19 protein-coding genes and 1 pseudogene are annotated in these 21,248 nt (G+C 37.9%); 17 read left to right on the forward strand and 3 right to left on the reverse strand.

Annotation, left to right across the window (positions count from 1 at the left end):
* The first annotated feature begins 579 nt into the window (after window positions 1-579).
* The 4 genes from F903_RS09270 to F903_RS09285 are packed head-to-tail and all read left to right on the forward strand — an operon-like array spanning window position 580 to window position 4,673.
* Window positions 580-1,560: an ABC transporter substrate-binding protein gene (locus F903_RS09270; protein ID WP_005196519.1), complete on the forward strand. Its 981-nt coding sequence runs from the start codon at window positions 580-582 to the stop codon at window positions 1,558-1,560.
* Between the two features lie 53 nt (window positions 1,561-1,613).
* Window positions 1,614-2,435, forward strand: a complete 822-nt coding sequence (locus F903_RS09275) for an ABC transporter ATP-binding protein (protein ID WP_005196520.1) — start codon at window positions 1,614-1,616, stop codon at window positions 2,433-2,435.
* Window positions 2,428-3,222 (forward strand): ABC transporter permease, encoded by a 795-nt coding sequence (locus tag F903_RS09280; RefSeq protein ID WP_005196521.1) that lies wholly within the window; start codon window positions 2,428-2,430, stop codon window positions 3,220-3,222. Before F903_RS09275 ends, F903_RS09280 begins: the two co-directional genes overlap by 8 nt.
* Window positions 3,219-4,673, forward strand: coding sequence for an amidohydrolase family protein (locus F903_RS09285; RefSeq protein ID WP_005196523.1), 1,455 nt, complete (start codon window positions 3,219-3,221; stop codon window positions 4,671-4,673). Before F903_RS09280 ends, F903_RS09285 begins: the two co-directional genes overlap by 4 nt.
* 207 nt (window positions 4,674-4,880) lie before the next feature.
* Here F903_RS09285 and F903_RS09290 read toward each other — a convergent pair whose 3' ends face one another.
* From F903_RS09290 to F903_RS09300, 3 genes are all read right to left on the reverse strand, one after another.
* Window positions 4,881-5,462, reverse strand: a complete 582-nt coding sequence (locus tag F903_RS09290) for a dihydrofolate reductase family protein (protein WP_005196534.1) — start codon at window positions 5,460-5,462, stop codon at window positions 4,881-4,883.
* Between the two features lie 100 nt (window positions 5,463-5,562).
* A complete protein-coding gene (gene puuE / locus F903_RS09295) occupies window positions 5,563-6,513 on the reverse strand; it encodes an allantoinase PuuE (RefSeq protein ID WP_005196536.1) in 951 nt (316 codons plus the stop codon).
* Window positions 6,514-6,654: 141 nt separating this feature from the next.
* A complete protein-coding gene (locus tag F903_RS09300; protein ID WP_005196538.1) occupies window positions 6,655-7,572 on the reverse strand; it encodes a LysR family transcriptional regulator in 918 nt (305 codons plus the stop codon).
* Between the two features lie 176 nt (window positions 7,573-7,748).
* On the opposite strand from F903_RS09300, the gene F903_RS09305 reads away from it, so the two are divergent.
* The 13 genes and pseudogenes from F903_RS09305 to hutH all read left to right on the forward strand — a co-directional run bounded on the left by F903_RS09305 (window position 7,749) and on the right by hutH (window position 21,139).
* Window positions 7,749-8,804, forward strand: coding sequence for an aromatic ring-hydroxylating oxygenase subunit alpha (locus F903_RS09305; RefSeq protein ID WP_005196540.1), 1,056 nt, complete (start codon window positions 7,749-7,751; stop codon window positions 8,802-8,804).
* 280 nt (window positions 8,805-9,084) lie between these two features.
* Entirely contained in the window at window positions 9,085-9,753 is a 669-nt protein-coding gene (locus tag F903_RS09310; protein ID WP_005196541.1) for a hypothetical protein, read from the forward strand.
* Window positions 9,754-10,029: 276 nt separating this feature from the next.
* Window positions 10,030-10,782 carry a histidine utilization repressor gene (hutC, locus tag F903_RS09315; protein ID WP_005196542.1) on the forward strand — a complete coding sequence of 251 codons (753 nt, stop codon included), beginning with the start codon at window positions 10,030-10,032 and terminating at the stop codon, window positions 10,780-10,782.
* An 872-nt stretch (window positions 10,783-11,654) separates the two neighbouring features.
* Window positions 11,655-11,819, forward strand: coding sequence for a hypothetical protein (locus tag F903_RS16575; protein ID WP_005196543.1), 165 nt, complete (start codon window positions 11,655-11,657; stop codon window positions 11,817-11,819).
* Between the two features lie 69 nt (window positions 11,820-11,888).
* A complete protein-coding gene (locus F903_RS09320) occupies window positions 11,889-12,638 on the forward strand; it encodes a hypothetical protein (protein ID WP_005196544.1) in 750 nt (249 codons plus the stop codon).
* A gap of 4 nt (window positions 12,639-12,642) precedes the next feature.
* On the forward strand, window positions 12,643-12,942 hold the full coding sequence (locus tag F903_RS16860) for a hypothetical protein (protein ID WP_005196545.1): 300 nt from the start codon (window positions 12,643-12,645) through the stop codon (window positions 12,940-12,942).
* Window positions 12,943-13,289: 347 nt separating this feature from the next.
* Window positions 13,290-14,351, forward strand: a complete 1,062-nt coding sequence (locus F903_RS16865; protein WP_005196546.1) for an RHS repeat domain-containing protein — start codon at window positions 13,290-13,292, stop codon at window positions 14,349-14,351.
* On the forward strand, window positions 14,345-16,054 hold the full coding sequence (locus tag F903_RS16870) for an RHS repeat domain-containing protein (protein WP_005196547.1): 1,710 nt from the start codon (window positions 14,345-14,347) through the stop codon (window positions 16,052-16,054). Before F903_RS16865 ends, F903_RS16870 begins: the two co-directional genes overlap by 7 nt.
* Before the next feature lie 4 nt (window positions 16,055-16,058).
* The gene (locus F903_RS09330; RefSeq protein ID WP_005196549.1) at window positions 16,059-16,553 is read left to right on the forward strand and encodes a hypothetical protein; all 495 of its coding nucleotides are present in this window, start codon (window positions 16,059-16,061) and stop codon (window positions 16,551-16,553) included.
* A 136-nt stretch (window positions 16,554-16,689) separates the two neighbouring features.
* Window positions 16,690-17,184: a hypothetical protein gene (locus tag F903_RS09335; protein WP_005196551.1), complete on the forward strand. Its 495-nt coding sequence runs from the start codon at window positions 16,690-16,692 to the stop codon at window positions 17,182-17,184.
* A gap of 140 nt (window positions 17,185-17,324) precedes the next feature.
* Window positions 17,325-17,600, forward strand: a pseudogene (locus tag F903_RS16875) (HutD family protein); the annotation flags it as partial.
* Between the two features lie 235 nt (window positions 17,601-17,835).
* Window positions 17,836-19,512, forward strand: coding sequence for a urocanate hydratase (gene hutU / locus F903_RS09340; protein ID WP_034595144.1), 1,677 nt, complete (start codon window positions 17,836-17,838; stop codon window positions 19,510-19,512).
* 88 nt (window positions 19,513-19,600) lie between these two features.
* On the forward strand, window positions 19,601-21,139 hold the full coding sequence (gene hutH, locus F903_RS09345) for a histidine ammonia-lyase (RefSeq protein ID WP_005196553.1): 1,539 nt from the start codon (window positions 19,601-19,603) through the stop codon (window positions 21,137-21,139).
* Window positions 21,140-21,248 lie beyond the last annotated feature (109 nt).

The raw sequence follows: 21,248 nt of genomic DNA on the forward strand, positions 1-21,248 counted from the left end.
GAGCAGCACTTTCTAAATCAATAGAAAATGAGCTTATTTCTGAGCAATGACCCACATATATGTCGAATCGACTATATATGCTGAACGCTTCTACTCTGACCTATTGATATAAGCATTTTTTATACCAAATTTAAAATGTGCTGTTTGAAGATATTTAATGGATTGAAATAAGGCTAAATGGTGAGTGAAAAATCAAAATTTGATTTTATGATTCTTTTTTGCGCATTATGATGTTTTAGAATGGTGCATTTTTGGATTTTATTAAAAGCTATCTCTATTTTAAAAATAGTATTCGATTAAAAATAGGTGGTGGATGAAGACCTAAAACAAATTGTTTTGGATCATCTTATTGAAAAATAAAAATTAAATAAATACTGGCATGGTGTTTGCTAAATCTTTACTGAGTATAAGCGGTCAGTGTGTACTTTCACACGGGACATTGCTCTACAGCGTTTGCTGTTCCTCTTTTGGGGACAAAGCCAATGTTTGGTTTTGAGAGAATCTATGTGCTTATACATTTGGTTTTTATTCCCCTAAAAGAATAGCGAGATGAGTTCTTATATATTTAGGGGTTTACTTATGAAAATTCAGCACTATGTAGGCAAAGCACGGTTCACTGTTATTGCTGGCGCATTATTCTTTGGTTCATTTACCCATGCTGCCGATAAACTGGTATTACAAACCACATGGTATGCACAAGCAGAGCAAGGTGGTTATTATCAAGCTCTGGCACAGGGTATTTATAAAAAATATGGATTAGATGTCGAAATAAAAGTGGGCGGGCCGCAAGTCAATAATATGACGCTGTTACTTTCCAAACGTGCCGACATTATTATTAATTATGATTTACAGGTTTTAAAAGGGATTGAAAGTAAGTTTCCAATCAAAGCGATTGCAGCGCCATTTCAGTTCGATCCTCAAGGCGTATTAACGCATAGCGATGTAAAGTCCTTGGCTGATTTAAAAGGCAAAACCATCTTGGTTTCAACCAGTGGACAAGCAAGCTGGTGGCCTTGGTTAAGAGAAAAATACAGTTTAAATCCAGCTCAGGCGCGTCCTTATACTTTTAATATGCAGCCATTCTTAGCGGGCAAAAATGTCGCCCAACAAGCCTATGCAACCTCTGAAGTTTTTCAAGCAAAAAAAGCAGCACCATCCAGCAACTTTTTCTTATTTGCTGAGGCTGGTTATCCAGCTTATGGTGGCATTTTAGTGACTCGCAATGATGTGATCCAAACCAAGCCCGATGTGGTACGCCGTTTTGTGCAAGCCTCTATGGAGGGCTGGAAGAACTATCTGGCTGACCCCAAGCTCGGAAATGCCATTATCAAAAAAGAAAATCCAAATATGAATGATGAGCTGCTCGCTTTTGCAGTCAGTCAAATGAAAAAATTACAACTAATTGATGGTGGCGATGCCAAAACACAAGGTATCGGAGTTATGACCGATGCACGCTGGAAAGCGACGCGTGATTTCATGGTGAATGCAAAATTGCTAGATGCTACAACCAACTGGAAATCGGCTTATACCACACAGTTTGTCAGTCCTGTGAAGAAATAAAAGCTGTATTTAACGGTTAAGAAAATAGGGCAATCGCACCAAGGGGAAACCACATGAATTCAGTTTTATCTGTTGATCTTCCAGTAAATACATCATCAAATTTTGTAACACCAATGCTCATGGTCAGAGGGGTAGAAAAAACCTATCCCAATGGTACCCATGCATTACAACGGCTCGACTTAAATATTGCACGGGGTGAAATTATTTCATTACTTGGACCATCTGGATGTGGCAAAAGTACTTTATTGAAAATGTTTGCTGATCTTGAGCAACCATCAGCGGGGCAAGTCCGTTGGAATGGCAAGGCTGATATTCAATCGCAATGTAAAATGGCAATGGTGTTTCAGGAAGCGACCTTAATGCCGTGGGCAAATATTGAAGACAATGTTCGTCTACCTTTAGATTTGCAGCATATTTCCAAAGCTGAGAGCACCCCCAAAGTTTTAGATGCGCTAAAAGCAGTAGGTTTAGACAAATTTAGCAAAGCCTATCCACGGGAACTTTCAGGTGGGATGCAGATGCGTGCTTCTTTGGCTCGCGCACTGGTCACAGAACCTGATTTGTTATTGATGGATGAGCCTTTTGGGGCATTGGATGAATTTACCCGTCATAAGTTAGATCGTGATATCCGAGAACTTTGGTCTGAGCGAGATTTAACTGTTGTTTTTGTCACCCACAGTATTTATGAAGCGGTGTATTTGTCCTCACGGGTGATTGTAATGGGGGCACGTCCAGGGCGTGTGGTCGCTGATTTGGAAATTGAAGGTCCATATCTACGTGATGAATCCTTTAGAACATCTGATGTTTTTATTAAACAATGTGCACATTTTTCAGCGTTATTGGCTAAAGCAAGTGGGGAGCATGATCATGATTAAACCATTAATAAATAATCCTGCGATACAGCGAATAGCAGCACCCTTGATGCTTGGTTTTTTATTGTTATTGTTTTGGCAATTGAGCTTTCAGCAATTAGAAGTGCCTGTTTATATCGTGCCGAAACCAAGTGATATTGTGATGGCGATGATCAATCAATCTTCATTGCTCTTTGGTAGTTTGCTGGTGACGCTAAAAATCACCTTATTGGCTTTTGCTTGTGCGGTGGTCATCGGAACTTTAATCGCATTTGTATTTGTGCAAAGTCGTGTGCTAGAAGCGTGTTTTATGCCGTATGCGATTTTATTTCAGGTCACGCCGATTGTGGCGATTGCACCTTTGGTGATTATTTGGATTCAAAACACCACTTTAGCATTGGTCGTCTGTGCGATGTTGGTGGCAGTATTTCCAATCTTAACCAATACCACTTTAGGTTTGCGTAGTGTCAATAAAGGTTTACTCAATCTTTTTCAGATCAATAAAGCCAGTCGCTGGCAAATTCTCATGCGTTTACGTGTCCCCAATGCCTTACCTTATTTCTTTGGTGGATTGCGGATTTCATGTGGTTTAGCGCTGATTGGTGCAGTCGTATCTGAGTTTGTTGCAGGTGCAGGTGGAACGAGTGCGGGGTTGGCTTATCAGATTTTACAGGCAGGATTTCAACTTGATTTACCGCTCATGTTTGCAGCACTTTTTTTAATTACCTGCACAGGCTTGGGACTGTTTGTATTGATGTCTTTGTTAAGCCGCATCTTTTTAAGTAAATGGCATGAGAGTGAACAAGCATGAGCCAAGATTCTTTGAGTAAACGTTATTTAATTAAAAATGCCCATGCCATTTTGACTGGTTTATCGAACGATGCCGCACGTTCGTCAGCGACAGCGATTCGGATACAAGATGGAAAAATTACCGAGCTAGGGGCACTGACACAACACGCAAATGAACAGGTGATTGATGCCAAAGACTGCGTCATCTATCCAGCATGGGTGAATACACATCATCATTTGTTCCAATCTTTGTTAAAAGGCGAGCCACAAGGTTTAAATCAGAACTTAACTTCATGGCTTGCCAGTACGCCATATCGGTTTCGTGGCGCTTTCGATGAAGCCACATTTCGGGTCGCTGTACGAATTGGTTTGATTGAACTATTACGTTCTGGTTGTGCCACGGTTGCAGATCATCATTATCTATACTGGCCGAAGATGCCTTTTGATGGCGCAGCCATTTTATTTGATGAAGCGGAAAAGCTAGGCATGCGTTTTGTGCTGTGTCGCGGTGGTGCGACCCAAACGCGTGGGTTGGAAAGTGAGCTGCCACAAGCTTTGCGACCTGAAAAAATTGATGACTATATGGCAGATATTGAACGTCTGGTCGCTCAATATCATCAACCTAGTGGAACTGCATTCCGAAAAATTGCTATGGCACCCACATCAACTTTGCATTCGACAACACCACAACAACTGAGGGAAAGTGCTCGCATCGCTCGGCAACTCGGCATTCGGATGCACAGTCATTTGTCAGAAACAGTCGATTATTTGGATGCCGCCAAAGCTAAATTTAACATGACTCCAGTGCAGTATTGTGCTGAACATGATTGGATTGGCAATGATGTTTGGTTTGCGCATCTTGTGAAATTATTACCAGAAGAAATCCAGTTATTAGGTCAAACCCGAACCGGCATTGCTCACTGTCCACAAAGTAATGCACGTTTGGGCAGTGGGATTGCCGATCTGGTCAGTTTAGAAAATGCAGGCATGACGATTTCGATTGGGGTTGATGGTGCAGGTTCTAATGAAGCTGCCGACATGCTGTCAGAAACCCATGCTGCATGGTTATTGCAACGTGCTAGAAAAGGGATGTTGGCAAAACCACAGTATGACGGTGGACTGTTTGAGGGTGGTGCAGATGCTGCCAGTATTGAAGACATTATTCGTTGGGGCACTGCTGGTGGAGCCAATATCTTAGGTTTAGATCAAGTTGGAAGCATTGCAGTTGGGCAACAAGCCGATTTGGTTGTGTATGCGTTGGATGATCCTCGCTATTTTGGATTACATGATATGGCGATTGGTCCTGTGGCAAGCGGTGGGCGAGCGCGTATTAAAGCGATGTTTGTTGCAGGGAAAATGGTGATTGAAAATGATCAAATTCCAGATCTAGATATGATGGAATTGGCTTGGCAAGCGAAGCAATCCGTAAAAGTGTTGCAGCAGCGGAGTATGGAAATGGCTAAAATAGCCTAAGCTATATTGTTTTGCTGATATCGGATGAAGGCTTAATTTCTAAATAAGCACTGTGAGATATAGGGTGAAATTTAGTATAACGGTGTAAATATTCTGTGTGTGCCGTTTAAATGAAAGTATTTAAACGGCTTTTACTTTAATCGTGAATCGATTCATAGTGCAGATTGCTTTATAGATATTATAAGTCAAGCAAACAGACTGTTTAGATCATTCAAAATTCTTATCATCCACCCCTATTTTACGATCAACTGTATAATGCAATTCAACCATGCCTTCACCCATTTGATGAACAGAGATTAATTTAAGCTTTGGCGCAAACACTCTCCTAGGAAATAAAGGTTTTCCTTTTGCAAGGGTAACTGAGCCAATTTGTATAATTAATTCATCAAGCAAATTTGCATCATGGAACTGACCTGCCAATTCTCCACCGCCTACAATCCAGATATTCTTGTCCCCAATTATTGATTGTATTTCAGAATAAATAAGCGAGACTTCTCCTTGCACAAAATGGATGTTTGCATCTTTAATCAAGGGAAGTTTACGACTAGAAAAAACCCATGTTGGCTGAGTATAAGGCCAAGATGAACTCGTTTCAGCAGCAACCTGTTCAGTATTATTCAATATCCATTCATAAGTTGCTGACCCCATCACTATAGCGCCAACATTTGCAATAAATGTTGGATAACTGGAGTTATTCAGTTCACCTAATGCAAATAACCATTCTAAAGAATCATTCTCAGTCGCAATAAATCCGTCTAGAGTGCTAGCAGTAAAATATTGTACTTTCATCCTAATCATCTCCTTCTTATAGAGGAGTATTTTAAAACTTATTTTCTTTTGATAATTTTTTTAAGTCACATAAGCGACACATTCTGACGCTTTAATAAACCTAATCTTGAAAAGGATGATGGCTATACCAATGCTCCGCAATTTGCTGACGAGTACAGATCCAAACTCGATCATGATTTTGAACATAATCCAAAAAGCGTTGTAATGCTTTAAAACGCGCAGGGCGACCTAAAATTCGACAATGCATCCCGATAGATAACATTTTCGGTGAAGTCGCTCCTTCAGCATACAGCACATCAAAAGCATCTTTTAAATACTCAAAAAAGTCCTCACTGCGATTAAAACCAGTCGGAGAGGCGAACTTCATATCATTCGTATCAAGCGTATATGGAATAATGAGATGTGGACGAGTTTCACCATTCTCTTTTGATAGTGTTGTCCAAAAAGGTAGATCATCCCCATAATAATCACTGTCATATTGAATCTGATCATAGTCAGCCAACAGTTGGCGCGTATTCGGACTGTCGCGACCTGTGTACCAACCTGTTGGATATTCCCCGAATAAATCTTTTAAAATCTGCATGGCTTCAGCCATATGTGCTTTCTCAGTTTCAATATCTACATTTTGATAATGAATCCAACGTAAACCATGCGAAACCACATCATAATGATGCTGTTTAATTGCCTCGACGACCAATGGATTTCGTTGTAATGCCATGGCGACTGCAAAAATGCTCATTGGCAAATGACGTTTGGCAAACTCTTGCTGAATACGCCAAAATCCGACTCGTGAACCATATTCATAAATCGAATCCATGGACAAATGCCGATCGGGATAACTTTCTGCACCACTAATTTCAGATAGAAATTGTTCTGAACCCTCATCGCCATGCAGGATATGTTTTTCACCACCTTCTTCATAATTCAATACAAACTGAACGGCAATTTTGGCTTGATTTGGCCATTGGGCATGCGGAGGTTGATTGGCATAACCTAGCATATCTCGAGGATAGTCCGTTGCGAAATGGTCAGCTTGATCTGAGATGGTCATGGGATTGCCTGAATCTTTAAAATGTGAAACTTCACATCAAATTACTTGATGTAATGATTCAGTGTCAAATAATTAATACATTTAAATCAATGGTTTGTTGTCTTGTTTTGGTGCGTGCTTAAGCTTGTTTGAACGAGTTTTTTATATCATGCGCAATTTTAGTGCCTCCATTTCCTCAACGATTTGATTCATCATGATTTGTGCAATACGGGAAAGTTGCCGTTTTGGTGCAACACATAAGGCAAGGGTAATGGGATGCAGTCCATTTTCATGGATTGCTCTAAACTCGAACTCATCCGTTTCAATAAAAGGATAGGCATCCAAATAACTCATGATGCCAATGCCTAAATTCTGTCTCAACAAGGAAATCATCATACGAATGTCGTTACATTCGATTTTATGTGGTGGATTAAAATCATGTTTTTTGTATAAAGCGGTGACGTGATCGTGAATAATTAAAGGTGCAGCAGGGCTAATATGATTGCATTCTATGGTGTCTGAGAAGTAAATCTTTTCCTTATTGGCTAAGGGATGACATTTCGGAATCACAAAACCGAGCGGTACTTCAATAAAGGAACTGATTTGCAATTGATGCTGATGTTTAGGATTGAGAATTAAGCCAAAATCCAGCTCAGCATTAATGACCATCTCTGCCACACTTTCACTATCGAGCACCCGAATATTAAAATTAATCCAAGGATAATCTTGATGTATGGATTGGATTACCTGAGTAACAAAACCTTCACTGAGCGCTGAAATCATTCCAAAATCGATCGAACCACGCTGTAAACCTTGAATCTCATTTAAGCGCTTTTGTGTCATTTGAAATTCTTTTTGCCAATTGCGTAAATCGGCATACAACAATTCACCAGCCAAAGTTAGTTTTAGTCCATTTGGCAGACGCTCAAATAAGGCAACGCCGAGTTCTTCTTCAGCCAAAGCAATCTGACGATGCACTGCTGAGACGGAAATATAAAGTTGATCTGCCGCTTTCCGTAAACTGCCTGTTTTGGCGACAGCAATAAAATATTCTGCAAAACGAGAAAAAGGTAATGCCATTGCGAACACGCTAAATAAAAATGAGTATTTATGCAAAAGCAATTTTAGTGCCCAAGTGTTCTATTTTTTAGAATGATTGATCAAATTCATTCTAATAGACGAAATTATTGTTCTGCTCCAAACTGCATTTAAGCCATACAGATCCTCGATCTATAGCAGAAACATGAGAGCAAACAATGAATGCAATTCCTTTAATTAATGTGCCGAATAAACCTTGTCATAGCCAGTTTGATGATCGAGATTGGGAAATACTGGCGCAACATTGGTATCCCGTTGCACGAGTTGAAGATGTAACTACAAAGCCTCAGCAAGTCACTTTACTTGATTTGAATATGGCGATTTATAAAACTGAAAAGGGAAATATTCATTTGGTGCGTGATATTTGCCCGCATCGCGGTGTACCGTTAAGCAAGGGATGGGTCGAAGGTGAAACGATTATTTGTCCTTATCATGGTTTGCATTTCAATGAAGACGGCAAATGCACAAAAATTCCTGCGCAACCCGATTTGACTAAAATTTCTGATCGTTTTTCCCTCACCAAATTTCCTGTGGTTTTAAAATATGGTTTGGTGTGGACCAGCATTTTAGGACGAGATGAGAGCTTGGCTAATTTCCCTGTTTTGGATACATGGGATGCGGAACAGCACCAAGCGATTTTGCCGCCGTATGTGGATATTGCAGGTTCAAGCGGTCGTCAACTTGAGGGCTTTATCGATGTGGCTCACTTCGCTTGGGTGCATCACAACGCATTTGCAGATAGAGAAAATCCTGTTGTTCCGAAATATTCAACGGAACGAACCCTTTATGGGCTACATACTGAATATTTGAGTAACGTCAGTAATTATCCACATGGGATGCAGCTTTTAGCGCCTGATGACTTTATTTGGGAACGTATTTTTGATGTCTATCCACCATTTTCAGCAGTACTCACCATCCATTTTCCTAATGATGGCGTGTTAAAAATCCTCAATGCCTGTTGTCCTGTATCACATAACAAAACTCGTTTGTTTGTGCCTTTAACGCGAAACTTTGATACGACGGGTGATTTACAAGGCGTTTATGATTTTAATGCGCAGATTTTTGCCGAAGATCAGGAGATGGTGGAGTCTCAGAAACCTGAAGAGTTGCCCTTAGATATTACAATGGAAGCACATTTTGAAGCAGATCGCTCTTCGACCATGTACCGTCGTATTTTGGCTGAGTGGGGCTTGAGTAAACGGTATACGGTTTAGCTAAAATACAACCATTAAAATATTTATTTTTTAATGTTTAGGGGGTAATTCTGATGATTTATATGGGGGAACAGTAGTTGAAATGACCGTATGTTTATTAGGGGCGAGATACTGTTATTATAGATTTAGTGGAGGTTATGCTCGTATAATTTAGTACAAAGCACTATATTTTTTATGTAATTAATATCAAATAGATGTGGCAGATTCTATCAACAAATACTGATATTGAAAGCACATAAAGACAAAGAATTTTTTTTAATATATTGAATAGTGGAAGATTATGAGAGTTGTGAAATATGTATTTATACATCCTACTGTAGGTCTATGGAGCGAGTTTAAAAATAAAAGAATTCGGGATGAGGAGCGAAGTATCAGTTTCTTTCTTGGTGTTTTTATAAAAGAAAGTAAATTATCCTATGAGGAATTTGATGGTATTTTTTTTGAAGGTTCTAATATTTATGAACAGCCTATTTCTGTTCAAAATCGTTTGCTAGTAGTTCCAATTCCGATGTTGGAGCAGTCTTATCCTGATGAGATTGATCGCATTAGTATAAATGATTATTTAATTAGTTGTCTTTATGTCGGTATAAATAAAATGAAACAAGACTATAACCAGTTAACCAATTTACTTATAGCTGGTATTGAAAATTTTAAAAATGATGAATATGTTTGTAAATGGGTACATAAAAAGAAAAAACTAGGTGGATTTTTTGTGGAATTGCGATGTTATCTTGATGTATCTGAGTTTAAGTTGAGTTTGGTTGTTTCTAGTTTAGATTCTCGAGTGATATTCGATCGAGAAGTTTTAAAAACATCGCCAAATGAATATTCGTTTAAACATCGTTTTAAAGATGTTTTTGGTGATGGTGAAAAGTTATATATAACAGACTTTTTTAATAATAGATGGTTTGAACTTGATATTTCAAAACTAGGAAAAAATCTTTCTTAATATTTTACTTTACAAAGGTATTTTAATAAATTTAATTAAGATCAGATACTTAACCAACAATAATACTGGATTTCAATTTACTCAAGACGATTATTTTGTTTTTCTTATCTTCTAAAATATGGATGTATTGATCCAATCAGTTTTTAAATCAATCTAAAGTAGAAATGAAATTATATAAAACATAATTTATCAAGTGTTAATTGTATATGCTTGTATATACAAATGCGATTCATTCATTATACAATAACTTAGCATATATTGTATGAGTTTTAGCCAATGTCAAGAACGTCCAAGCAAACCGATTTGGATTTATCACTCGCAGAAGATAGTCCTGTCCCTTTGTATTTGCGTGTGAAACAAATGATTTCACAAAAAATCTATGAAGGCACATGGACGGTAAATAAAAAAATTCCTTCAGAAAGTGAATTGGTGAATTTACTTGGTTGTAGCCGTATGACCATTAACCGAGCTTTACGAGAGCTGACCAGTGAAGGTTTATTGGTGCGTATACAAGGGGTCGGTTCTTTTGTAGCAGAAGGGCAAGGTCGCACCGCGCTTTTTCATGTCAATAATATTGCAGAAGAAATTCTTGCTCGAAATCATAAACATCGTGCTGAAGTATTGGTATTAGAACAGATTCAGGCAAATGCTGAACAAAGTGCACTCATGCAAATGCGTGAAGGGCAAAAGCTCTTTCATTCGATTATCGTACATTATGAAAATGATGTGCCTGTGCAAATCGAAGACCGTTTGGTTGATCCGACACTCATCCCAGATTATTTAGCGCAAGACTTTAGCAGCATTACACCAAATGCTTATTTGATGTCAAAAGCACCTGTAACCGAAGGTGAGCACGTAGTAACAGCGGTACTTGGCTCAGCACAAGAATGTAAATGGTTGAAGATTAATAAGACCGAGCCTTGCTTATTGATTCGCCGTCGAACTTGGTCGAATAAACAATTGATTTCCAGTGCGCGTTTGATTTATCCGGGTAGTCGTTATTATCTGGAAGGTAAATTTACGCAATGATTGAGCAGTTAACGACAGCACATTATAAAAAAATGCGATGAAAAATGGTGCAGGCTATACGATTAAATATTTCACATTATGGAAAATTGATCAGACTGGAACACTGCATTTTTTTGAAAATTTAATGTGTAAATCAACTATGTTAAATTATTCCACAACCATATCGTTGAGACAGCGATATGGATTCATCAATTTGAGAAAATCATAAGTTTTGATTAACGATCTGCTATTGAAACACATCGTATTGTACTCAGTTTGTCACCCGAAATTTGTCGCTATTTTCTATAATTATAAGAAAGGTCTGAGTTTAACTTTGCTTTGTTAGGCATATTTTTATAAGAATAATGAAATATTTTATTTACTCACCAAATTGGCTAGAAAACACCTAATAGATGCTTTAAGTGTATTTTTCTTATATTTAACTGAAGCAGTTGATATAAGCTATTTTTTAGATTTTTAGATTTTTAGATTTTTAGATTTTTAGATTTTTAGATTTTTAGATTTAAGAGTTTTCCTGTTAATTATATTAAATAAAGTTTTTAGTTTGTCTTAATTTAAGGTGGTTCTAGTTTTTGTAACGGAATCTTTGAGAATTATATTTATGCATTACCCTCTAAGCATGTGGCATGTATAGATCAAAAAAAGATGATACATCTGAAAATGTGTAATTTAGAGAAAAGGACTAATTCTTTTTTCATATGCGAATGCCTATGCTAAATTTTTAGAATTCAAAAATGAAAAGACATAAAACAATTTTTATTTTATTTTTAAATTAGCAATTATTTTAGTTGATGAGGATATTTTTATACAAATCGCTCTAGTATAATAATGCGGATTTTAATCTGTTTTAAAATCATTAATGGAGATAAAAAATGAAAAAACATACATTACCGCTTGTTTTCATACTTTTAATGTTACAGGTAGGCTGTAAAGACGATAATCAATCTTCATCTGAGCAAGGACATAGCGGACCAGCTATTGATGTGCAAAGAGATATGAAAACCTCACCACAAGTAATCAACCATACGGAACAATAATACCGTATTAGCTAAACCTATTAATAATCAATATTTAAAAAATTATTAATGAATAAATTTGGACATGTAATGAAAAATATAATTTCCTTAATAATGGGGTTATTTGTCCAGCTATGCTACACAATTTCCTATGCAGCACCAACTACAAATGGTGATGCTGTATCACAAGCATATGCTGTTAGTAACTCTTTAAAGATTCAAGAAAATGTTCCTGGAATAAGTTTGATTGGTGGTCAAATTACTCACGGCCAAACATTGATTTCAGGAAAGCTACCTTATGCTATCTCTTATGTTGGGTCCGTACGGAATAGCTTATCTGCTTCCAATGATTATTTTGATCAATTTCTAACAACTGGTGGTTGGACAGATAATTACCAAAATAGTGTACGTTTTTATAGTGCTGGTATTACTTCAAATCCAAAACTAGGCTATTACGCTATCCGTTTACCAGGGTCAAGACAAGATATTTGGTTAAACAATACAAATCGAACTTTATGTAAAGGTGGCGCACTTAGAGCTTATTCTTCTGATGTATTGGGGAATCTTGCTTTCCAAAATGGAGCAAATTTAGTTTGGTCATGCGAAACACACGGATATCAATTTACTGAGAACAGTAATGGTAGTATCACTATAAATTATCGTGGGACGATATTTACTACAACAACCAGTCAGGTGGCTCAATCTGGCACTGGTTATTACCGTATTGCTAGTGTACAACAACCACAAGGGAGTAAACTAACGTTTAGTTATGACAGTGGGCTGAACATGCTTTCAGTTGCAGATGGTCGTAATAACAAATTAACTTTTACACGGACATAGCACCGTGACTTATACCATGGTTCCTAAACCAAAAATTAAAGTTAGTGAATCAGGTCAGCAATATAATGATGACGGTGAAAGTGATATCAATATTTCGGGTTCTTTTCCTGCACTCACTGTAGAAGGTCAATTACCAAGAACTATTACGATGCATAGCTGGTATGATTTCATGCCAAAAGTCTTGATGCAAAATGGTTTAGAAATTACTCAAAATATTGATGTCTCTGCACGACCAATTAGCATCAGTTATTATGCTCCAGGATTAGCGATTAAAAAAACAACTTATATAGTTATGGAACACTGACCAATGGTGCAACCAATCCATATCTTGTACCCACTATAGTAACAACGCCATATTTAACTATTACTAATCAGGTAAATATAAATGGTCAGATCATTAAGCAGACTCAAGTTTCATCACAAGGAGGAAGCACAACAAAAGTTACAGATTTTGCATTCTATACAGATACAACTAAACCAGAATATGGTCTAGTTAGCAGTGTAGATGGACCAAGAGCTGGAACAGCAGATAAAATAACTTATAGTTATGACATATATGGGAATTTAGTAAGCGAATCACAGACCGTAAATAGTGCAACTCGTACTACTCAATATCTTAGCCATAATAACTTTGCTCAACCTGAAAGAATTATGTACCCAACAGGTTTAGTTGAACAATATAGCTATAATGTTGATGGAACTTTAAAAAGCATAATCACTGGTGTAGGTGGCTCAACAGGTACAATTACAGGACAAACGACCACATATGCATATAACACACTCAGACAAAAAATAAGCGAAACCAATCCTGATGGAGAAACCACACTTTTCACTTATGACACAGTTGGACGTTTAACCCAAACTACTTTACCAAATGGAAATCGAATTCAGAAAACTTATTATCCTATAGGTGAATTAGAAAGCGAGAAGAGCCTTTCAAGCACAGGAGTCGTTGCTAATCAAGTTTATCAAACTCTAGATGTAAATGGTCGAGTAAGCAAAACACGACAAGGTAGTATGGGGACTAGACTATTTACGTTGTTTATTTATGACATTAACGGTAACGTGATTCAAAGTACCAGTTCAGAAGGGATTATTAAAAAGTGGAGCTATGATGGTTACAATCGTTTAATAAGCCATACAGATGGTGAAGGAAATGCAGATAAAAAACTCTATGATTTACACGATAATATTACTTCTTCTAGAGATGCATTAAATGCTGGAAGTAGCTCATTTCGATACAGAAACGGAAGTACTTTAACTGAGGAGGTAAATAGTGATTATGGTATCAAAACCTACGACTATAATGAATCAGACCAACTCACACAAAGAATACAGGGAGATCGAAAATGTAACTATAATAACCTAGATGAATTAGGGCGTTACAGTGCATTTGTATGTACAGCAAGGAACGGTACAACTGCAAATGAATACCAAGTTAATGATAATTACAGCTATGATCAGAGCAGATATGGACGCTTAGATCAAGTCACGGGCTTACATAACTATGATGTTGATACAACTTATAGCTATGATGCTTATGACCGAATCACACAAAAAGCAACTGTTAATCATTTGTTTAATCGATATGCGGCTAAAACTGGACAAACACTCAATGTAAATTATAACTATACGTTAGCAGGTAAGCCAACATCGATGACTTTACCTTCAGGTCGAAATATTCTTATAGTTATTCGACGAATGGGATGTTGAGCAGCATTAACCTAAATGGCAGTGCTCTTATTAGAAATATTAGTTATGACGGTACAAATCGAGTCACTGGCTGGAAATGGGGGGCTTCAAGTAATGCGAACTATGAACAACGTTATAATAATGATGGTTTGATCTTTCACCATAGCAATCGAGATAATTCTAACATTGTGAATTATTCATTGACATATACTTATGATAAAGATGGTCGAATTATCCAGCTGTCTCGTAATAATGGAACTAAAGACAATTATGTTTATGATAAAGTTGATCGTTTGATCAGTGAAAGTCGAATGACTGGAACGACTTCAATTTATAGTGTTAGTTACACGTATGACAAAAATGGTAATCGAACTGGATTGAATACAACTGGTCAACATATGCAACCAGCCGCAAGTGTTACTTATAGTTATAGCTGGAATAGGCTCAACAACATAATAAAAGCTGGTGTAGCACAGAGTATTAGTCATACTGCAAATGCAGAAATTAATAACTTTGGGTCATATATACCGACTTACGACAATGGTGGGCGACGTAAACTAGAAAGCTCTAGTGCGGATAGTTATTCGATGAACTACAACCATAAAAATGAGCGTAGTTTTAGAGGTAAAATCGTAAATGGTAAAGTAGTTGCAATGACTCAGTTTATTTACGATGAACAAAGTCGTTTAATTAGTGAGTTTGATAAAAATGGTGTACAGGTAGAATATATTTGGTTTGGTGACAAACCAATTGTAGCGATTTATGGCAATGGTACAACGACCAAAATTTACTACATTATCACAGATGCGCAAAATACACCTCGTCGTTTGATTGATAGTAATACGAATCAGGTTGCGTGGGCATGGGACAGTACCGCATTTGGTTTGGGTGATCCTGAAGGTACTATTACGTTCAATTTACGTTTTCCAGGTCAGTATTACGATGTAGGCACAAACCAATTCTACAACCACAATCGTTATTACAATCCTGAGCTTGGCAGATATATGGAAGCTGATCCAATTGGGCTTGAAGGTGGCTTAAATCCGTATGCGTATGCAGGTAGTAGTCCTTTGATGAATGTTGATCCGAGTGGGTTGGATTTTCAAAAATTGTCAAATTGGGATATGTCAAATGTAATAACTTCACAAGCAAGTCTTTTTGCTAGCTTACCTAAAGATTATTTTAGAGGAGATTTTCCGACTGTTGCTCAAGCAAATGCAAACCTAATATTTAATGGTGGTTCAGGACGAGATTTGAATGTAAATGCAAGTCGATTAATGGTAGAACCAAATGGTTCTGGTCAATGGGGCATAACGAGTTCAGGAAATACCACTTTAGGTGTTAGAGTTACGGGTTACCGAAATGATTTTGGAAACTGGATCTCATCAAAATGGAGTACTATACCTAGTAATCAGGATAGAGGTTATTGGGTCTATGGCGAGTTAACTATGAGTTCAAATGGAAAATTGTATTCCGATACATATAATTTTGAACAACACAAGCATAAAGACCTTTTTAATAATAATTCAGGCTTTATCTCGACTTATGTATCAAATAGTTTAAATGCAGGAAGGAATTTATTAACTGAAATAGGTGCTGAAAATGCAGGAGGGATTAAATCATTCGATATTAAATCTGGAGTATTTAAAATCGATGACGGCTATAAAATTAATTTCTTCAATAAACCTTATTGTCCATCTTGTCCAATCCCATCAATGAGATAGAGTTATGAAAAAATTTTATTTATACTTATTCTTATGTGTTACTTTATGCTCTTGTGAAAGTGATTGGAAAGCTAAGATTGGAATTGGTTGTTTTATGGATGGTAAACTCTGTTTTGAGTATTTTGATTATTCAAACTCTTATGAGAAATATCTAATACTAATATCAAATGATATTAAATATAGAGTTGAAGTAGGTGGAAATTGGTCTAATTGGTTGGACTGTCAAGCTATTGATACTAAGAGGACAATTTGTTCTTTACAACAGTTAAATATTTCAATGGATAAGCTTAGGGATGATTGTAAAGGAAAACTTGATATTAAGAAATATCCTAAAGATTATTGGGTATTGAGATATTATTCAATAGATTATCATATTGATAATAAGCCACCTTATTCAATTAATGAAATTAATGAACAATATGTTGAGCGTATTGGTTTAAGAAAATGGATGAATACACAATCTATTAATGATAAACAGGAAATACTCTGTCCGAACTAAATAAATGTTTGTCGAAACCAATTATTCACCTGTGAGTGATTGGTTTTTTTATTTTCATAACTCAGAGTTAGAGTGTTATATGGAGCCTGACCCTGAGCAAGTTTAAAGCACTGCTTTAAACAAGGATGAAATCGAAATGATTAAAGAGTCTAATTTAATTGAGAGTGGTTATAAATTAGTTTATAACCTTAAAGAGTATTTGTTGGTAAATCAAGATTGGATTGATGGTGCGCAAGAGGTTACTCTTGATCAAAATAGTACAGCAGGATTGAAAGGTAATTATGGATTATTTGGTTCTGATGAATGGTGGGAAAATATTGAGAATGGTAATATTGAAACATATGTAATTAGTGGAACTATAATTGGATTAAATGAAGAAAATCCATTTATGGAAGCGAATAAAGTAACAACGGTTAAGATCGATAATGAGGAAAGAGAAATATATGGTGGAGTTGTATTTACAAATGAAGAAATAGAGATTAGATATAGAAATCTATATAAGGTAGGTAATAAAATAGTTACCTTTTATGTTTTGGATGAATTGAAAGAAGATGACACATGGAATGATGTCATTGAAGGAAGGCTAGGAATATTGCCTTTAATTAATAAAATATACATTAAAGAATTTTAATTTTTTTAATTTAAACCAATTGCTCATCCGTGAGTAATTGGTTTTTATTTTGACATGTGAAAGACGAATCTGTATTCAGTTGTGTGTGCTATTGGATTTCAAATTAGATAAGGAAATGTAATGCATCACCTTGTAGGCAAATTCGGGACTTCAACCTGATTTATGGCTCGCAAAAATATCATGCGCGTTATCAGTAGATTGTTGAGTCCACAATCTCAGAAATATTTAGTTCCGCCGATTTAATCTTTATTTTTAATCAAAGCCTTGAATTGTTAGAAATTGAAATTGATCAACAGGTTTTTTATTTGGAGCATCAAGAAAGTCTAAAAATTCAGTATGAAAAATTGTTGAAATTTATTGTATTGAGAGCATCACTTTTGAAGCAAACTTGTCTAATCGAACTGAAAAAAGTCTAATTTATTCTCTTTTTATTAAACCCATACAAATTGTAGTTGTATGGGTTTTTTGTTGTCTTAATAAAAATAAATCAAGTAATTTCATTGTGTTGTAAATTATTTTTAGAGATGGAACGAAAAGCATCTTTTCAAGATAAAAGATTTGTGTAGTATATAGATGTATATACAAGTTAAGACATTGCTATACAGTAAAAGCAGTTTAACTTGCAGACCATATTCGATTGAAAGGAGTCTTATTGTGACGACGACAACAAAATTTCGTGATGTAGAAATTCGCGCACCTCGTGGCACAAAGTTAAATGCCAAGAGCTGGTTGACCGAAGCACCATTACGTATGTTGATGAATAATCTTGATCCTGATGTGGCAGAAAATCCGAAAGAGCTCGTTGTTTACGGTGGGATTGGTCGTGCTGCTCGCAATTGGGAATGCTATGACAAGATTGTTGAAACACTAAAAAACTTAGAGCTTGATGAGACCTTATTGGTTCAATCAGGCAAACCTGTTGGCGTATTCAAAACCCATAAAGATGCACCACGCGTGCTTATTGCAAACTCAAACCTTGTTCCACATTGGGCGAATTGGGAACACTTTAATGAGTTAGATGCAAAAGGCTTGGCAATGTACGGTCAAATGACTGCTGGTTCTTGGATCTATATCGGTAGTCAGGGCATTGTACAAGGCACATACGAGACTTTTGTTGAAGCAGGTCGCCAGCACTACAATGGTGATTTAAAAGGTCGTTGGGTACTCACTGCTGGTTTAGGTGGTATGGGCGGTGCGCAACCATTAGCGGCAACACTTGCTGGCGCTTGTTCTTTAAATATTGAATGCCAACAAGCCAGTATTGATTTCCGTTTACGTACACGCTATGTCGATGAGCAAGCAACAGACTTAGATGATGCGCTCGCGCGTATTGATAAATACACTAAAGAAGGTAAAGCGGTTTCGATTGCACTACATGGCAATGCTGCTGAGATTTTACCTGAGTTGGTTCGTCGTGGTGTACACCCAGATATGGTCACAGACCAAACCAGCGCACATGACCCATTGAATGGTTATTTACCACTGGGTTGGACGTGGGAAGAATATCGTCAACGTGCCAAAACTGAACCTGATGTTGTGGTGAAAGCGGCAAAGCAATCTATGGCGAAGCATGTTCAAGCGATGCTAGATTTCCAAAAAATGGGCGTTCCAACATTTGACTATGGCAATAACATTCGTCAAATGGCGCAAGAAGAAGGCATCGCAAATGCCTTTGATTTCCCAGGTTTTGTCCCAGCCTACATCCGTCCATTATTCTGCCGTGGCGTGGGTCCATTCCGTTGGGTCGCACTTTCTGGTGATCCAGAAGATATTTATAAAACAGATGCCAAAGTCAAAGAATTAATTCCAAATGATGAGCATTTACATCGCTGGTTAGACATGGCTCGTGAGCGTATTAGCTTCCAAGGCTTACCAGCACGTATCTGCTGGGTAGGTTTAGGTTTACGTGCAAAACTCGGTTTGGCATTTAATGAAATGGTACGTAGTGGTGAACTTTCAGCACCAATCGTGATTGGTCGTGACCACTTAGATTCTGGTTCAGTATCAAGTCCTAACCGTGAAACTGAAGCGATGCAAGATGGTTCAGATGCAGTTTCAGATTGGCCATTACTCAATGCATTACTGAATACCGCAGGTGGCGCAACGTGGGTGTCATTACATCACGGTGGTGGTGTTGGCATGGGCTTCTCGCAACACTCAGGTGTCGTGATCGTCTGTGATGGTACAGACGAAGCAGCAGCACGTATCGCTCGTGTATTGACCAATGACCCTGCAACAGGGGTGATGCGTCATGCAGATGCTGGCTATGACATCGCGATTGATTGTGCTAAAGAGCAGGGTTTGAACCTGCCGATGATCACTCAATAAAAAACACCACAACAACGATTACGGCGTTTTTTGCAATTGTGTAAAAAGCGCCGTAAGAAAATAATATAGTGCAAAACAGGACGCCAAAATGGAACTCTTAATTCAACCCGGCAAACTTACGTTAGCAGATCTGCGCCACGCATACTTAAATCCAATCAAAGTCAAACTTGATGACAGTGCCGCTGCTGCGATTAATGCCAGCGTTGCTTGCGTTGAGCAAATCGTCAATGAAGGGCGCACGGCTTACGGTATTAATACAGGTTTTGGTTTATTGGCTTCGACCAAGATCGCACCAGAAGATCTAGAAAATCTACAGCGTTCTTTAGTACTTTCGCACGCTGCGGGTGTGGGCGAGCCGCTTGATGATGCCATGGTTCGCCTAATCATGTTGTTAAAGGTCAATAGTTTGGCACGTGGTTTTTCGGGTATTCGCCGTAAAGTGATTGATGCGATTATGGCACTGATCAATGCTGAGGTTTATCCACATATTCCATTAAAGGGTTCAGTGGGTGCTTCGGGCGATTTGGCGCCACTTGCACATATGTCTTTAATTTTACTCGGTGAAAGTAAAGCACGTTATAAAGGTGAATGGTTACCTGCTGTTGACGCACTCAAAATCGCGGGCTTAGAACCGATTTCTTTAGCTGCAAAAGAAGGTTTGGCACTGTTAAATGGTACACAAGTTTCAACCGCATACGCATTGCGTGGTTTATTTGAAGCAGAAGATTTATTTGCTGCTGCAACGGTTTGTGGTGGTTTAAGTGTTGAGGCCATGCTTGGTTCGCGTGCGCCTTTCGATGCTCGTATCCATGAAGCTCGTGGTCAACGGGGTCAAATCGATGTAGCTGTTGCATATCGTGACTTATTGACAGATTCAAGTGAAATTGCACATTCGCATGAAGATTGTAGCAAGGTTCAAGATCCGTATTCGCTCCGTTGTCAGCCACAGGTCATGGGGGCTTGTTTGACTCAAATTCGCCAAGCAGCCGAAGTGTTGGCGATTGAATCAAATGCAGTTTCGGATAACCCATTGGTTTTCGCTGCTGAAGGTGACGTGATTTCAGGTGGTAATTTCCATGCTGAACCTGTTGCAATGGCGGCTGACAATTTGGCATTGGCGATTGCGGAAATTGGCGCACTGTCAGAGCGTCGTATTTCCATGATGATGGATCGTCACATGTCACAACTTCCACCATTCTTGGTGGCCAATGGTGGTGTCAACTCAGGCTTTATGATTGCTCAAGTGACTGCCGCTGCGTTGGCAAGTGATAACAAAGCATTGGCACATCCTGCCAGTGTCGATAGTTTGCCAACTTCAGCAAACCAAGAAGATCATGTTTCTATGGCACCGAATGCAGGTAAACGTTTGTGGTATATGGCAGACAACGTACGTGGCATTTTGGCTGTTGAATGGTTAGGTGCATGTCAAGGTCTTGATTTCCGTGAAGGCTTGAAAAGCTCTCCAAAACTTGAGCTCGCGCGTAAAATCTTGCGTGATCAAGTGCCTTATTACAGTGAAGATCGCTTCTTTGCACCTGATATCGAACAAGCAAGTGAATTGCTTGCGAGTGGATGTTTGAACGAGTTAATTATTCCAAATCTCTTACCGAGTTTAGTTAAAGGCTGATAATGAAGAAAATGGTCACATGGAGTAACCACAGTCTGCCGCAGAATATCGGAATGGAACGCTAAAAACAAAATAGCCTAAGCATCTGATGCTTGGGCTTTTTGAGGAT

This window comes from Acinetobacter sp. NIPH 298 (genome assembly GCF_000369505.1).
Lineage (GTDB): Bacteria > Pseudomonadota > Gammaproteobacteria > Pseudomonadales > Moraxellaceae > Acinetobacter.

Bases quoted from the DNA above. Each gene is read 5' to 3' on its own strand.
- F903_RS09330 (WP_005196549.1), top strand. From the start codon at position 16,059: ATGAAAAAATTTTATTTATACTTATTCTTATGTGTTACTTTATGCTCT.
- F903_RS09275 (WP_005196520.1), top strand. From the start codon at position 1,614: ATGAATTCAGTTTTATCTGTTGATCTTCCAGTAAATACATCATCAAAT.
- F903_RS09280 (WP_005196521.1), top strand. From the start codon at position 2,428: ATGATTAAACCATTAATAAATAATCCTGCGATACAGCGAATAGCAGCA.
- F903_RS09335 (WP_005196551.1), top strand. From the start codon at position 16,690: ATGATTAAAGAGTCTAATTTAATTGAGAGTGGTTATAAATTAGTTTAT.
- F903_RS09305 (WP_005196540.1), top strand. From the start codon at position 7,749: ATGAATGCAATTCCTTTAATTAATGTGCCGAATAAACCTTGTCATAGC.
- hutH (WP_005196553.1), top strand. From the start codon at position 19,601: ATGGAACTCTTAATTCAACCCGGCAAACTTACGTTAGCAGATCTGCGC.
- F903_RS09285 (WP_005196523.1), top strand. From the start codon at position 3,219: ATGAGCCAAGATTCTTTGAGTAAACGTTATTTAATTAAAAATGCCCAT.
- F903_RS09310 (WP_005196541.1), top strand. From the start codon at position 9,085: ATGAGAGTTGTGAAATATGTATTTATACATCCTACTGTAGGTCTATGG.
- hutC (WP_005196542.1), top strand. From the start codon at position 10,030: ATGTCAAGAACGTCCAAGCAAACCGATTTGGATTTATCACTCGCAGAA.
- F903_RS16865 (WP_005196546.1), top strand. From the start codon at position 13,290: ATGTACCCAACAGGTTTAGTTGAACAATATAGCTATAATGTTGATGGA.
- F903_RS09290 (WP_005196534.1), bottom strand. From the start codon at position 5,462: ATGAAAGTACAATATTTTACTGCTAGCACTCTAGACGGATTTATTGCG.
- F903_RS16870 (WP_005196547.1), top strand. From the start codon at position 14,345: ATGTTGAGCAGCATTAACCTAAATGGCAGTGCTCTTATTAGAAATATT.
- puuE (WP_005196536.1), bottom strand. From the start codon at position 6,513: ATGACCATCTCAGATCAAGCTGACCATTTCGCAACGGACTATCCTCGA.
- F903_RS09320 (WP_005196544.1), top strand. From the start codon at position 11,889: ATGAAAAATATAATTTCCTTAATAATGGGGTTATTTGTCCAGCTATGC.
- F903_RS16575 (WP_005196543.1), top strand. From the start codon at position 11,655: ATGAAAAAACATACATTACCGCTTGTTTTCATACTTTTAATGTTACAG.
- F903_RS09270 (WP_005196519.1), top strand. From the start codon at position 580: ATGAAAATTCAGCACTATGTAGGCAAAGCACGGTTCACTGTTATTGCT.
- F903_RS09300 (WP_005196538.1), bottom strand. From the start codon at position 7,572: ATGGCATTACCTTTTTCTCGTTTTGCAGAATATTTTATTGCTGTCGCC.